Source organism: Neobacillus sp. C211, from assembly GCF_051842875.1.
In the GTDB taxonomy this organism is placed as follows: domain Bacteria; phylum Bacillota; class Bacilli; order Bacillales; family Cytobacillaceae; genus Neobacillus.
Map to the genome: position 1 here is coordinate 40,937 of NZ_JBPXRO010000024.1, position 13,881 is coordinate 54,817.

Here is a 13,881-nt window from a genome sequence, read left to right on the forward strand (position 1 = left end):
TGAGAAGGAAACGGTTAAGATTATGGGCGTACTATGTCCATATCTATGAATTAACTAGTTAACCTCTCACCAGAATTGGGTGAGAGGTTTTTTACTTTTACTAAAGAAGAAGGTGTAATATGAACCAAAAAGCTGTTGTCCTTGATGAACAAGCTATCGGTAGAGCGCTGACTAGAATTGCCCACCAAATTATTGAAAAAAACAAAGGTATTGAGGACTGCATTCTGGTTGGTATTCGGACGAGAGGCATCTATCTTGCGGATCGACTTGCAGCAAAAATTGAAGAGATTGAGGGCAAGTCGATTGCTATAGGTGAGATAGATATTACCCTTTATCGAGACGATTTAACAAAGAAGACGGAAAGTCAAGAGCCACTTGTTAAAGGCTCAGTTATTCCGGTTGGTATAAATAATAAAAAAGTAATTCTTGTTGATGATGTTTTATATACGGGAAGAACAGTTAGAGCTGGGCTGGATGCCTTAATGGATATAGGACGCCCATCAGTTATCCAACTTGCGGTATTAGTCGACCGAGGACATCGTGAACTCCCAATCCGGGCAGATTATGTAGGGAAAAATATCCCAACCTCAAGTGACGAAAAAATCGTTGTTGAGTTAGCCGAAGTGGATAAGGTTGATCAAGTAAGTATCTTTGAAAAATAAATAGCTACCCTTTTAAATTTAGTCCTGTGAGGCTGACAAAGGGGAATATGCCAACATGAGACTTCATTAAGGCATTTCCATACCCTCTTTGTACCTTTAACGGCTAGGAGGGTTTTTTTTATGAAAAAAATAGATACTAAAGTAAAGCAGTATATCATATGGGGGAAATCCTAATGAACAATAAGCCTATCTTAGACGTAAAAGAGATTCCAAAACCATTTCAATGGATAGCATTAAGCTTACAGCATTTGTTTGCTATGTTCGGTGCAACAATACTTGTTCCCTACCTGGTGGGTTTGAGCCCCGCGATTGCACTTATTTCAAGTGGACTTGGAACATTGGCGTTTTTAATAATAACTAAATTCAAGGTTCCGGCTTATCTGGGTTCATCCTTTGCCTTTATCGCACCTGTCATTGCTGCCAAAGCAGCAGGTGGCCCTGGGGGTGCGATGGTCGGTACTTTTCTCGCAGGATTAGTTTACGGAATTGTTGCACTTGTCATAAGCAAGGCGGGGCACCGCTGGATCATGAACCTGCTGCCGCCAATTGTTGTCGGCCCAGTTATCATTGTTATCGGATTAGCTCTATCTGGAACTGCGGTGAATATGGCAATGAATAATCCAGCGACTGGCAAGTACAGCTTGCTTCATTTCTCCGTCGCACTTGTTACCTTGGCAGCGACGATTATTTTCTCGATCTATGCAAAAAAAATCTTAAGCATGATTCCTATCTTAGCAGGGATTATTGTGGGATATATCTATGCACTATTAGTTGGAATCGTCGATTTCACACCAGTATTAGATGCTAAGTGGTTTGAAATGCCTGAATTTATCCTTCCATTTGTAAGTTATAAAGTAAAATTCACTTGGGATTTAGTCCTGTTAATGGTTCCAGTTGCAATTGTAACTTTATCGGAACATATCGGACACCAGTTAGTACTAAGTAAAGTAGTGGGTCGTGATTATATTAAAGAACCCGGCTTGCACCGCTCGATTCTTGGTGATGGAACAGCAACAATTATTTCTGCCTTGGTTGGCGGCCCACCCAAAACAACTTATGGTGAAAACATTGGTGTCCTTGCCATTACACGAGTATACAGTGTATATGTCATTGCTGGTGCAGCAGTCTTCGCTATCATCTTTGGTTTTATTGGAAAAATAACGGCCTTAATCGGGACCATTCCAACACCGGTTATGGGCGGAGTTTCGATTCTGCTTTTCGGAATTATTGCATCTTCAGGGTTGCGAATGCTGGTTGATAGCAAAATTGATTTTGGAAACAAGCGGAACCTTGTTATATCTTCTGTCATCCTGGTGATTGGAATCGGTGGCGCTGTGATAAAAGTATCTGATTCATTGCAAATCCAAGGTATGGCATTGGCAGCAATTTGCGGGGTTCTCTTAAATCTCATCCTGCCTGGCAAAGAACCAATTAAAGAAAATATGCTTGAGGAGAATCACTCCTCTGAAAAGCGGAAAACTGCATAATAAAGTTTCAACTTTTTAAATAAATCCAGAGAGATTTATAAGGGTGTAAGCTTGATGCCATGATTTTAGTCTCATGGATTAAGTCGTGAATTCTTACACCCTGAACCAACCAATGGTCAGGGTGTTTTTTTATCAAAATGAGAGGCGGGAAAAAAACGGATGATAAATCACTTACTAACCACAAATGAATTAAAGGTGGAGGAGATTAATCAAATCTTAGCAGATGCTCATGGATTCAAAAACGGAATGAAGTGGCATCCTGAAGGGCAAATGTTTACTGCCAATCTATTTTTCGAACCAAGCACAAGAACTAAGAGCAGCTTTGAAGTGGCACAAAGAAGATTAGGATTAGAAGTTATCCCTTTTGAAGTTCTAACCTCAAGTGTTCAAAAAGGGGAGACACTTTATGATACTGTAAAGACCTTAGAATCAATTGGCGTAAATACGATTGTCATTCGTCATGATCAGGATCGATACTTTGATGAGTTAGTTGGGAAGATTAATATCCCAATCATCAATGGCGGTGATGGATGCGGACATCATCCAACACAATCGCTTCTAGATTTATTGACCATCCAACAAGAATTTGGCCAATTTGCAGGATTAAAAATTGCCATTATTGGAGACATCCGACATAGCAGGGTGGCGCGTTCCAATGCAGATGTTCTGACCAGGCTGGGAGCGGAAGTGGTTTTTTCTGGACCAGAAGAATGGTTTGATACTAGGAGTGTAGATATATCTAGGTATAGGCCAATTGATCAGGCAGTACAAGAAGCAGATGTAGTAATGCTGCTGCGAGTTCAACACGAACGGCACCATAATAAAAGCAGTTTTACAGCAAATGAGTACCATAAACAATTTGGGCTCACTTTGGAAAGAGAAAAAATGATGAAGTCGGGCAGTATCATTATGCATCCTGCTCCAGTAAATAGAAATGTAGAAATAGCTGATAGTCTTGTGGAGTGCAAGCGGTCAAGAATTTTTAAACAAATGGAAAACGGTGTATATGTAAGAATGGCAGCAATTAAGAGATCAATTGAAAGTCTTGAAGGAGGAAAAAATTATGAACATTCTTATTCAGAACGCATGCTACATAGCCTCTAATGGGGAAACAAAACAAGCTGATATATTGGTAGAAAATGGTGTTATTGCAAAAATTGAAACGAACATTGATGCGGTTGTGGATCGGATAGTGGATGCTGCTGGGAAGTTAGTTTCACCAGGATTTATTGATCTACATGTTCATCTTCGCGAGCCTGGCGGCGAAAAAAAGGAAACCATCGCTACAGGGACACTTGCCGCAGCAAGGGGCGGGTTTACAACAATAGCAGCGATGCCAAATACAAGACCGGTGCCTGACACCAAGGAACAAATGGAATGGCTGCAAAACAGAATCAGCGAAACAGCAAAGGTAAGGGTTTTGCCATATGCATCGATTACGACTAGACAGCTTGGCCAGGAACTAACTGATTTTGAGGCATTAAAAGAAGCGGGAGCGTTTGCCTTTACCGATGATGGTGTCGGAGTTCAGTCGGCTGAGAGGATGCTAGCAGCCATGCGGAAAGCAGCAGCCAATAATATGGCAATCGTTGCACACTGCGAAGAAAACACGCTAATTAATAAAGGCTGTGTCCATGAAGGTTCTTTCTCAGAGGAACATGGCTTGAATGGTATTCCTTCCATCTGCGAATCAGTTCAGATTGCAAGAGATGTCCTCTTAGCTGAAGCCACAGGCTGTCATTATCATGTCTGCCATATTAGTACTAAGGAATCGGTTCGGGTGGTAAAGGATGCAAAACGAGCAGGCATTAATGTAACCGCAGAAGTATCACCGCATCATTTATTGTTATCTGAAGATGATATTCCAGGGCTTGATACGAATTTCAAGATGAATCCACCGCTTCGTGGTGCAAATGATAGAACGGCCCTAATCGAAGGACTTCTAGATGGAACGATTGATTTTATTGCAACCGATCATGCTCCGCATACAGCAGAAGAAAAAAGTGAAGGAATGGTTCTCGCTCCATTCGGAATTGTTGGACTAGAAACTGCGTTCCCACTGCTGTATACACATTTTGTATTAAAAAATATCATCTCGCTTGACCAATTAATTGAATTTTTAACAATAAAACCAGCGGAAGCATTCGGGCTTCCATATGGAAGAATAGAAGTAGGCGCACCAGGAGATTTAGTAATCTTGAACCTCGATGAAGAATATGAAATTAAACCAGAAGAATTCTTATCAAAAGGAAAAAATACTCCATTTGGCGGCTGGAAATGTAAAGGCTGGCCTGATATGACCATAGCTGGAGGGCAAATTGCTTGGGAAAAAGGATGTGTACTAGCATGAAAAAACAGCTTATCTTAGAAGACGGTACAATTTTTATCGGTAAAGGATTTGGCAGTGATACTGAAACGATAGGTGAAGTGGTGTTTAATACAGGGATGACTGGCTATCAAGAAATCCTTTCTGACCCATCCTATTGTGGACAAATTGTAACACTAACCTATCCGCTTATTGGTAACTATGGGATTAATCGTGATGATTTCGAATCAATCAATCCGGCTGTGAAGGGATTCATTGTTAAAGAAGCGGCTGAATTCCCATCCAATTGGAGAAGTGAATATACGTTGAATGAATATTTTGAAATGAAAAAAATCCCGGGAATTGCAGGGATTGATACACGAAAATTGACAAGAATTATCCGCCACTACGGAACACTAAAGGGAGCAATTTGCAGTATTGAAAAAGATGCAAATCAGGTTCTACAAAAATTGCGTGGAACATCGCTTCCAATCGATCAGGTACGTCAAGTATCAACTAAAAATGCCTATCCTAGTCCTGGACGCGGGAAAAGAGTTGTACTTGTTGATTTTGGAATGAAGCATGGAATTTTACGTGAATTAAATCAGCGCGGCTGTGATGTGATCGTTGTACCATATCACACTACGGCTGAAGAAATTCTTCAATTAAGTCCAGACGGAATTATGCTGTCAAATGGACCTGGGGATCCAAAGGATGTACCAGAAGCAATCGATATGTTAAAAGGAGTATTAGGCAGAGTTCCATTATTCGGAATTTGTCTTGGCCATCAGTTATTTGCCCTGGCGTGCGGGGCGAACACCGAAAAAATGAAGTTTGGTCACCGCGGTTCTAATCAACCTGTCAAAGACTTAACTACAGGGAAAGTTGCGATTACCGCACAAAACCATGGATATACAGTTGAAGAAGAGTCAATCAAAAACACAAGATTACAAATTACTCATATAGCCATAAATGATGGAACGGTTGAGGGGTTAAAACACCTAGATTATCCGGCATTTACTGTTCAGTATCATCCGGAAGCATCTCCAGGACCTGAAGATGCAAACAGCTTATTTGATCAGTTTCTTGCCCTAATGGAAGAGAACAAACAGGAGGTTACAGCAAATGCCTAAACGTACAGATATCAACTCCATTTTAGTAATTGGTTCGGGTCCAATCGTCATTGGGCAGGCTGCAGAATTCGACTATGCCGGTACTCAGGCGTGTATCGCTCTAAAAGAAGAAGGCTATCGTGTTATTCTAGTAAACTCTAATCCTGCAACCATCATGACAGATACAGAAATTGCTGATGCTGTTTATATCGAGCCATTAACAGTAGAGTTTGTCAGCAGAATTATTCGTAAAGAACGTCCAGACTCCCTTCTAGCTACTCTCGGCGGACAAACAGGTCTTAATCTGGCTGTTGAGTTGTCTGAATCCGGAGTTTTAGCTGAGTGCGAGGTTGAAATTCTTGGTACTAAACTTTCCGCGATTAAACAAGCAGAAGATCGGGACCTATTCCGCAGCTTAATGAATGAGTTAAACGAACCGGTACCTGATAGTGCAATCATTCATGAATTAGCTGAAGCTAAGGCTTTTGTTGAACAGATTGGTTTCCCTGTGATTGTCCGTCCTGCCTATACTCTAGGAGGAACGGGAGGCGGCATTTGTCATAATCCAGAAGAACTTGAGGAAATCATCGCAAGTGGACTAAAGCATAGTCCTGTGAATCAATGTTTGCTCGAAAAAAGTATTGCCGGTTTCAAAGAAATTGAATACGAAGTTATGCGTGATGGAAACGACAATGCAATTGTCGTTTGTAACATGGAAAATATTGATCCGGTGGGTGTTCATACTGGGGACTCCATTGTGGTTGCACCAAGTCAGACCCTAAGTGATCGAGAATATCAACTGCTAAGGAATGTATCACTAAAAATCATTCGTGCTTTAGGAATTGAAGGGGGCTGTAACGTTCAGCTGGCCTTAGATCCAGATAGCTACAATTACTATATAATCGAAGTAAATCCGCGTGTTAGCCGTTCTTCGGCATTAGCATCAAAAGCCACTGGTTATCCAATTGCCAAGCTTGCTGCAAAAATTGCCGTTGGCTTAACGCTGGATGAAATGTTGAACCCGGTTACTGGGAAAACGTACGCAAGTTTTGAACCAGCTCTCGATTATATTGTAACAAAAATCCCTAGATGGCCTTTTGATAAATTTGAATCAGGGAATCGTTCACTAGGGACGCAAATGAAAGCAACCGGGGAAATTATGGCGATTGGCCGGACGTTTGAAGAATCCCTATTAAAAGCCATTCGTTCCCTTGAGGCGGGCGTCTTCCATTTTGAATTAAATGGTGCGGAGGAAATTGATAATGAATTACTCGAGAAGCGGATTCGAAAAGCAGGAGATGAGCGTCTCTTCTACATTGCAGAAGCGTTAAAACGAGGACTTACTATAGAAACCTTGCATCAATGGAGTAAAATTGATTTATTTTTCTTGAAGAAAATGGAAGGAATTATATGTCTGGAAGCAAAAATTGCTTCTAATCCTTTTGATAACGAAATCCTTTTTGAAGCAAAGCAAAAAGGTTTTACTGATAAAAAAATCGCTGAACTTTGGAATAGTACTGAAAAAGAGATTTTTAACCTGCGCAAGAGCCTAGGGATTATCCCTGTTTATAAAATGGTTGATACTTGTGCAGCAGAATTTGAATCGGAAACACCTTATTACTATGGTACGTATGAAGAGGAAAACGAGTCGGTCGTAACGGACAGAAAAAGTGTGATTGTTCTCGGGTCGGGACCTATCCGTATTGGTCAAGGAATTGAGTTTGACTATGCTACTGTTCATTCGGTTAAAGCCATTAAGGAAGCAGGATATGAAGCAATTATTATTAATAATAACCCTGAAACGGTATCCACCGATTTCAGTATTTCCGATAAGCTTTACTTCGAGCCGCTGACGATTGAAGATGTCATGAGTATTATTGAGTTAGAAAATCCAATTGGGGTTGTGGTCCAATTTGGCGGGCAAACAGCTATCAACCTTGCCGCAGATCTTGCTGAAAATGGGGTCAAAATCCTTGGAACAAGCCTTGAAGATATAGACCGTGCTGAAAATAGAGATAAGTTTGAACATGCTCTTCAACAATTAAATATTCCGCAGCCGTTAGGGAAAACAGCCTTATCAGTGGAAGAAGCGGTGGTGATTGCCAACGAAATCGCATATCCTGTTCTAGTCCGCCCATCCTATGTTCTTGGGGGAAGGGCAATGGAAATTGTCTACCATGAAGAGGAATTGCTACACTACATGAAAAATGCTGTAAAAATTAATCCAGATCATCCAGTGTTGATTGACCGCTATTTAACAGGTAAAGAAATCGAAGTAGATGCCATCTGTGATGGAGAAAATGTACTAATACCTGGAATTATGGAACATATCGAGCGAGCGGGGGTCCATTCTGGTGATTCGATTGCTGTTTATCCGCCGCAAACTCTTACTGAGACAGTAAAACAAACTCTTGTGGAGTATACAGAGAAATTAGCAAAGGGCTTAAAAATTATCGGATTATTAAATATCCAGTACGTTCTGGCAGGGGATCAAGTCTATGTGCTTGAGGTTAATCCGCGTTCAAGCCGTACGGTTCCATTCTTAAGCAAAATAACGAATCTTCCAATGGCGAAAATAGCCACTAAAGCAATTTTGGGCGTATCGATTGTTGATCAAGGGTACATTCCTGGTCTTGCCACTGAAAAAGAAGGGGTTTTCGTAAAGGTTCCTGTTTTCTCCTTTGCAAAGCTCAAAAGTGTGGATATAACCCTCGGACCGGAAATGAAATCGACAGGGGAAGTAATGGGTAAGGATGTAACGCTTGAAAAAGCTCTTTATAAAGGATTAGTTGCTTCAGGTATGAATATCCAAAAGTTTGGGACGGTATTGTTTACTGTAGCAGATAAAGATAAGCAGGAAGCCTTAAAGCTGGCGAAGCGATTTTCCGCTAACGGCTATCGTTTAATGGCAACGATTGGTACAGCAGCTGTTTTAGAGGCGGCTGGACTAAGAGTCAAAGAGGTCGGAAAGATTGGTTCGGTAGGAAAGACTCTTTTGGATGTCATTCAACATGGCGAAGCGCAATTTATAATTAATACACTGACCAAAGGTAAACAACCGCAACGCGACGGGTTTAGAATTCGCCGGGAAGCCGTTGAAAATGGAGTTCCGTGTTTAACTTCATTAGACACAGCAGATGCTATCCTAAAAGTGATTGAGTCGATGAACTTCTCGGCTGAAGCGATGGATTCAGTGAAAAAGGAGGCTGTCTTTGCTTGATTAAAAAAGAGTTATGCAAAATCAGCAGCCAAAAAGAAATTGCTGCAGACATATATGAGCTTACTGTAAAGGGAGAATTGGTCGGACAAATTAGTGCCCCGGGTCAATTCGTGCATATTAGGGTCTCAAATGGGTGGGACCCGCTTTTACGAAGGCCCATTAGTATCTCTTCCTTCGATAAAAAACAAAAGAGCATGACCATGATCTATCGCAAGGAAGGTAGAGGAACAACAATGCTAGCAGAATTGGGTCCAGGGAAGCAACTTGACATCCTTGGACCGCTCGGCAATGGCTTTCCTGTCGATGAGGTCAGCAAAGGTGAGACAGCCTTGCTTGTTGGCGGTGGAATCGGTGTTCCGCCACTATATGAACTTTCTAACCAATTAGTCGAAAAAGGTGTAAAGGTTATCCATGTCCTAGGCTTTCAAACGGAAACGGCGGTTTTTTACGAAAAGGAATTTTTAGAAAATGGCGAAACCTATGTGACTACTGTTGACGGTTCCTATGGAAGGAAAGGATTTGTAACAGATGTCATGAAGGATTTACGATTTGATTGTATTTATACATGCGGTCCAACACCAATGTTAAAGGCGATTGAACAAAGTTATTCGGATAAAAAAATGTTTTTATCATTAGAAGAACGAATGGGCTGCGGAATTGGGGCATGCTTTGCCTGCGTGTGTAAAAGTAAAGAAGACCCAACCGGAGTTGCCTATAAAAAGGTATGCAGCGATGGGCCCGTTTTTCGCGCCGGGGAGGTATTGATATGAGCCGTTTGAACATCGAATTACCAGGTTTAAAACTGAAAAATCCTATCATGCCTGCCTCGGGATGTTTTGGATTTGGACGGGAGTACAGCCAATTTTATGATTTGAGTGTATTGGGCGCGATTATGATTAAAGCCACAACAGTAGAACCGCGGTTCGGAAATTTAACCCCAAGGGTAGCAGAAACAACATCAGGGATGTTAAATGCAATCGGATTGCAAAATCCAGGCCTTGAAAAAGTACTAGGCGCGGAGCTGCCTTGGCTCTCCCAGTACGATGTCCCGATTATCGCAAATGTTGCAGGTTCACTCGAAGAGGATTATGTGGAGGTTGCTCGCCGTATTTCAAAAGCGCCAAATGTGCATGCATTAGAACTAAATATCTCTTGTCCAAATGTGAAAACGGGAGGAATTGCATTTGGTACAATACCTGAAGTAGCTAAGCAATTAACCCGGAAGGTAAAGGAAGTTTCCGAAGTACCGGTGTATGTGAAATTGTCACCGAATGTTACTAATATTGTGGATATGGCGAAAGCGGTGGAAGCTGGGGGCGCCGATGGTTTAACCATGATAAATACACTTGTTGGGATGAGGCTTGATTTAAAAACGGGCAAACCGATTTTAGCCAATCGTACAGGCGGCTTATCAGGTCCTGCTATTAAACCTGTTGCCATACGGATGATTTATGAAGTCAGTCAGGCTGTATCCATTCCGATTATTGGCATGGGTGGAATTGAGTCGGCTGCTGATGTGATTGAGTATTTCTATGCAGGCGCAAGTGCCATAGCAGTTGGAACTGCAAATTTTGTGGATCCCTTCGTATGTCCGACCATTATTGAGGAATTACCAGCTTTACTAGAAAAATTAGGCTTTGAACACATCAGTGAATGTACAGGAAGGAGCTGGAAAGAAGATGGACAACTCACTTATCATCGCGCTTGATTTTGCTAATGGCAGCGAAGTGAATCGTTTTTTGCAGCCTTTTGAAGGCAAGGAGCTTTTTGTGAAAGTTGGTATGGAGTTATTTTATCAAGAAGGCCCTTCAATCGTTCATCAATTAAAAGAAAAAGGTCATCATATTTTTCTGGATTTAAAGCTTCATGATATTCCGAACACTGTGAAAAGTGCGATGAAGGGGCTTGCCCGATTGGAATGTGACTTAGTTAATGTTCATGCTGCAGGGGGAAAAGAGATGATGGCAGCTGCACTTGAAGGACTGGAGGCAGGGACTTCTGCAGGACGGAAACGACCTGATTGCATCGCGGTAACACAGTTGACGAGTACATCAGAAGAGCAAATGAATAAAGAACAGCTCATTCCTGTTTCATTGGAAGAATCCGTTTTACATTATGCGTTACTTACAAAAGAAGCTGGCCTGGACGGTATCGTCTGCTCTGCATGGGAAGCTGCTTTTATTAGGGAGAAAGCTGGGCAATCGTTTTTGACCGTATGCCCAGGAATTCGCATGGAGTCTGATCAGGTTGGAGATCAAAAGCGAGTGGCTACACCGGAATTTGCGAGAAATTCGGGGGTAAGTTCTATTGTTGTGGGGCGTTCGATTACTCGGTCAGTTGACCCAGTGAAAAGCTATGAAAAATGGATGGAAGCATGGAAGGGGATACGACAATGAAACACGTGATTGCTGAAAGATTATTAGAAATTAATGCGGTTGCCTTAAAGCCACAGGATCCATTTACTTGGACATCAGGGCTCCGGTCACCAATCTATTGTGATAATCGGTTAACACTCTCATTCCCGGCCGTTAGAAGAGAAATTGCTGCTGGCTTGCAAAAACTCATCCTTGAGAATTTTTCAGAAGCTGAAGTTATTGCTGGTACGGCGACAGCTGGGATCCCACATGCAGCGTGGGTGAGTGAGCTAATGGATTTACCAATGTGCTATGTTCGTTCAAAGGCAAAGGGGCATGGCAAAGGAAATCAGATTGAAGGCAAGGTTGAATCAGGTCAAAAAGTTGTCGTTGTTGAGGATTTAATTTCAACAGGGGGCAGTGTGATTACGGCAGTTCAAGCATTACGTGAAGCAGGCTGTGAAGTGCTTGGAGTTGTCTCCATTTTTACATATGGGCTGGAAAAAGGAAGAGAACTGCTTCAGGAAAACGGGATTAAGAGTATTTCTTTGACTGATTTTCCGACATTAATAGAAGTAGCGATTTCAAAAGGCAACGTTACGGCAGAGGATCAGAAAAGTCTGCTTTTATGGAGGAAAGATCCATCTGAATGGAGCAAACAGTTCGTTGAAACAGATTCGCTGATATAATCGAAAATACGGTGATAAAATGAATTTAACGCTGATAAATCATGTGTTTTCGCTGATATACAGGTAATATCCGCTGATAAATAGAAAAAGAGGGCATCCAAGTTCTACCGGGTGCCCTCTTTTTCTTCTATTTCTTCAATTTCAGCACTAATTCTTCATCCGGCGTTACATAAACCGTCTGTTGATTGTCATAAATCACAAATCCAGGCTTTGCACCGCTAGGTTTTTTAACAAACCGGACCTTCGTAAAGTCGACAGGAACAGAGCTTGAATTCCTCGCTTTACTATAATAAGAGGCTAAAGCGGCAGCCTCACGAATCGTTTCATCAGATGGTTCCTTGCTGCGTATCACCACGTGTGAGCCGGGAATATCTTTCGTATGGAGCCAAATCTCATCCCTTGCTGCCAGCTTATTTGTTAAATAGTCATTTTGTTTATTATTTTTTCCAACGATGATATCCGTCCCATCTGTAGATAAGAAGTGATCTAAAATTGGTTTAACATTCTGAGCCTTTTTCAATTTCTTTTTCTGCCGTTCGCGGATATAGCCACCCTCAACTAATTCTTCACGAATCTCTTGAATATCCTTTGGAGAGGCAGCTTGTACCTGCTGTAGTAAATTATCAAAATAAGCTACTTCGACTTGTGCCTTTTCAATTTGATCAACGACAATTTCAACTGCATTTTTTGCCTTTTGGTATTTTGAAAAATACTTTTGGGCATTTTCAGATGGTGTCTTTCTGGGGTCAAGCGGAATTAAAATCGTTCCACCAGATTCATCATAATAATCGAGAACTTCAATATCACGCATCCCTTTCTTAGCCGCATATAAATTGGCAGTTAACAACTCGCCAGAGCGTTGATATTGATCAGCCTTTTCTGCTTCTTTCAGAGTAGCCTTCAGTTTGTTAATTTTCTTTTCATTCTTTTCTTTTTCATTTTGAATAAATCGTTCAATATCATTTCCTTGCTGCTTAACCCGGTCTCTTTCCGCTTTGCCAAAATAAAAACGGTCAAGCAATTCACTTAGTGTAGGGAAGGTCTTTATTTCTCCTTTTAAATGCTCAAGGGGAAATAAGTAAAAAGCGTCCTTACCGCCCGACGATATAATCGAAGGAGAAATCTCACCGGTTTCCACCTTTTTAATCATACGAATAAACGTTCCCGGTATTGTAGAACGATTGGCTAGACCACTTTGGAATATAACTTCCTTGGCAAAAAGGGGAGAGATCCCTGCAAATTGCTCAACTAATTGGCGGTCGAGTTTTCCTGCATTGTAATCAATTTTTCTTAATAGTTCATCTTCGCTCGAATGAAACGGATTTTGCTTATGCTGTTCTGGTGGAAATACATAAGGTTGTCCTGGCAAAATGGCCCTGTGGCTATTAACGGCAAAGGAAACATGTTTGATACTATCAAGAATGACATTTCGTGTTTTATCTACCAGTACGATATTGCTATGCCTGCCCATAATTTCAATAATTAATTGTTTATAGCTAATATCACCAATCTCATTTCTGCCCTTTATTTCAAGTACTATCATCCGGTCTGTTTCTACTTGATATATATCCTCTAAAATATACCCCTCAATATGTTTCCTAAGCAGCATACAGAACATCGGGGCTTCACTAGGATTATCGTATGCCTCATTCGTGAATTGGACCCGCGCGTAGCTTGGGTGTGCTGATAAAAGCAGCTTTTGATTAACTCCATTCGCACGAATCGTGAGAATTACTTCATTTTTATAGGGTTGGTGAACCTTATTGATTCGTCCGCCCTTCAAGGAACGAACAAGTTCATCGACCATTGCTTTTGTAAATAAACCATCAAATGACATGGAAAACATCCTTTACTACATTCATATGAATTTAATTATAGCTTACTAAAAATATACTGTCTTATTTTTACTCTGTTAAACGTGCACGTTGATTTCCGCTCCAATCAATAGGGTTCCATTTATTCTCTAATTTATCTTTCACTATATCATAGCATTTTTTTGGACGACCCTGAATAAGCTTTCTTTAGAGCAGGTATTTATAGGTATTTAAAGGG

At 41.2% G+C, this 13,881-nt stretch carries 11 protein-coding genes; 10 read left to right on the forward strand and 1 reads right to left on the reverse strand.

Annotation, left to right across the window (positions count from 1 at the left end; translation table 11 throughout):
* The first annotated feature begins 119 nt into the window (after positions 1–119).
* The 10 genes from pyrR to pyrE all read left to right on the forward strand — a co-directional run bounded on the left by pyrR (position 120) and on the right by pyrE (position 11,829).
* Entirely contained in the window at positions 120–662 is a 543-nt protein-coding gene (gene pyrR, locus ACSU6B_RS20375) for a bifunctional pyr operon transcriptional regulator/uracil phosphoribosyltransferase PyrR (RefSeq protein ID WP_215000273.1), read from the forward strand.
* 173 nt (positions 663–835) lie between these two features.
* Positions 836–2,149, forward strand: coding sequence for a solute carrier family 23 protein (locus tag ACSU6B_RS20380; protein WP_410888119.1), 1,314 nt, complete (start codon positions 836–838; stop codon positions 2,147–2,149).
* Positions 2,150–2,311: 162 nt separating this feature from the next.
* The gene (locus ACSU6B_RS20385; RefSeq protein WP_410888171.1) at positions 2,312–3,253 is read left to right on the forward strand and encodes an aspartate carbamoyltransferase catalytic subunit; all 942 of its coding nucleotides are present in this window, start codon (positions 2,312–2,314) and stop codon (positions 3,251–3,253) included.
* Positions 3,213–4,499, forward strand: coding sequence for a dihydroorotase (locus ACSU6B_RS20390; RefSeq protein WP_410888121.1), 1,287 nt, complete (start codon positions 3,213–3,215; stop codon positions 4,497–4,499). The genes ACSU6B_RS20385 and ACSU6B_RS20390 overlap by 41 nt, the downstream gene beginning before the upstream one ends.
* Positions 4,496–5,587: a carbamoyl phosphate synthase small subunit gene (locus ACSU6B_RS20395; RefSeq protein WP_410888123.1), complete on the forward strand. Its 1,092-nt coding sequence runs from the start codon at positions 4,496–4,498 to the stop codon at positions 5,585–5,587. Before ACSU6B_RS20390 ends, ACSU6B_RS20395 begins: the two co-directional genes overlap by 4 nt.
* Positions 5,580–8,786, forward strand: a complete 3,207-nt coding sequence (gene carB / locus ACSU6B_RS20400; RefSeq protein ID WP_410888125.1) for a carbamoyl-phosphate synthase large subunit — start codon at positions 5,580–5,582, stop codon at positions 8,784–8,786. The genes ACSU6B_RS20395 and carB overlap by 8 nt, the downstream gene beginning before the upstream one ends.
* On the forward strand, positions 8,783–9,556 hold the full coding sequence (locus tag ACSU6B_RS20405; protein ID WP_215000287.1) for a dihydroorotate dehydrogenase electron transfer subunit: 774 nt from the start codon (positions 8,783–8,785) through the stop codon (positions 9,554–9,556). The genes carB and ACSU6B_RS20405 overlap by 4 nt, the downstream gene beginning before the upstream one ends.
* Positions 9,553–10,494: a dihydroorotate dehydrogenase gene (locus ACSU6B_RS20410; RefSeq protein WP_410888127.1), complete on the forward strand. Its 942-nt coding sequence runs from the start codon at positions 9,553–9,555 to the stop codon at positions 10,492–10,494. Before ACSU6B_RS20405 ends, ACSU6B_RS20410 begins: the two co-directional genes overlap by 4 nt.
* Positions 10,466–11,182 (forward strand): orotidine-5'-phosphate decarboxylase, encoded by a 717-nt coding sequence (gene pyrF, locus ACSU6B_RS20415; RefSeq protein WP_168242735.1) that lies wholly within the window; start codon positions 10,466–10,468, stop codon positions 11,180–11,182. The genes ACSU6B_RS20410 and pyrF overlap by 29 nt, the downstream gene beginning before the upstream one ends.
* Positions 11,179–11,829 carry an orotate phosphoribosyltransferase gene (pyrE, locus tag ACSU6B_RS20420; RefSeq protein WP_215000292.1) on the forward strand — a complete coding sequence of 217 codons (651 nt, stop codon included), beginning with the start codon at positions 11,179–11,181 and terminating at the stop codon, positions 11,827–11,829. The genes pyrF and pyrE overlap by 4 nt, the downstream gene beginning before the upstream one ends.
* 127 nt (positions 11,830–11,956) lie before the next feature.
* On the opposite strand, the gene ACSU6B_RS20425 is transcribed toward pyrE, so the two are convergent.
* A complete protein-coding gene (locus tag ACSU6B_RS20425; RefSeq protein WP_410888129.1) occupies positions 11,957–13,666 on the reverse strand; it encodes an Rqc2 family fibronectin-binding protein in 1,710 nt (569 codons plus the stop codon).
* Positions 13,667–13,881 lie beyond the last annotated feature (215 nt).

What these genes read in the sequence shown, in the direction of transcription:
- pyrR (WP_215000273.1), top strand. Translation starts at nt 120, where the DNA reads ATGAACCAAAAAGCTGTTGTCCTTGATGAACAAGCTATCGGTAGAGCG.
- ACSU6B_RS20380 (WP_410888119.1), top strand. Translation starts at nt 836, where the DNA reads ATGAACAATAAGCCTATCTTAGACGTAAAAGAGATTCCAAAACCATTT.
- ACSU6B_RS20390 (WP_410888121.1), top strand. Translation starts at nt 3,213, where the DNA reads ATGAACATTCTTATTCAGAACGCATGCTACATAGCCTCTAATGGGGAA.
- ACSU6B_RS20395 (WP_410888123.1), top strand. Translation starts at nt 4,496, where the DNA reads ATGAAAAAACAGCTTATCTTAGAAGACGGTACAATTTTTATCGGTAAA.
- carB (WP_410888125.1), top strand. Translation starts at nt 5,580, where the DNA reads ATGCCTAAACGTACAGATATCAACTCCATTTTAGTAATTGGTTCGGGT.
- ACSU6B_RS20410 (WP_410888127.1), top strand. Translation starts at nt 9,553, where the DNA reads ATGAGCCGTTTGAACATCGAATTACCAGGTTTAAAACTGAAAAATCCT.
- pyrF (WP_168242735.1), top strand. Translation starts at nt 10,466, where the DNA reads ATGGACAACTCACTTATCATCGCGCTTGATTTTGCTAATGGCAGCGAA.
- pyrE (WP_215000292.1), top strand. Translation starts at nt 11,179, where the DNA reads ATGAAACACGTGATTGCTGAAAGATTATTAGAAATTAATGCGGTTGCC.
- ACSU6B_RS20425 (WP_410888129.1), bottom strand. Translation starts at nt 13,666, where the DNA reads ATGTCATTTGATGGTTTATTTACAAAAGCAATGGTCGATGAACTTGTT.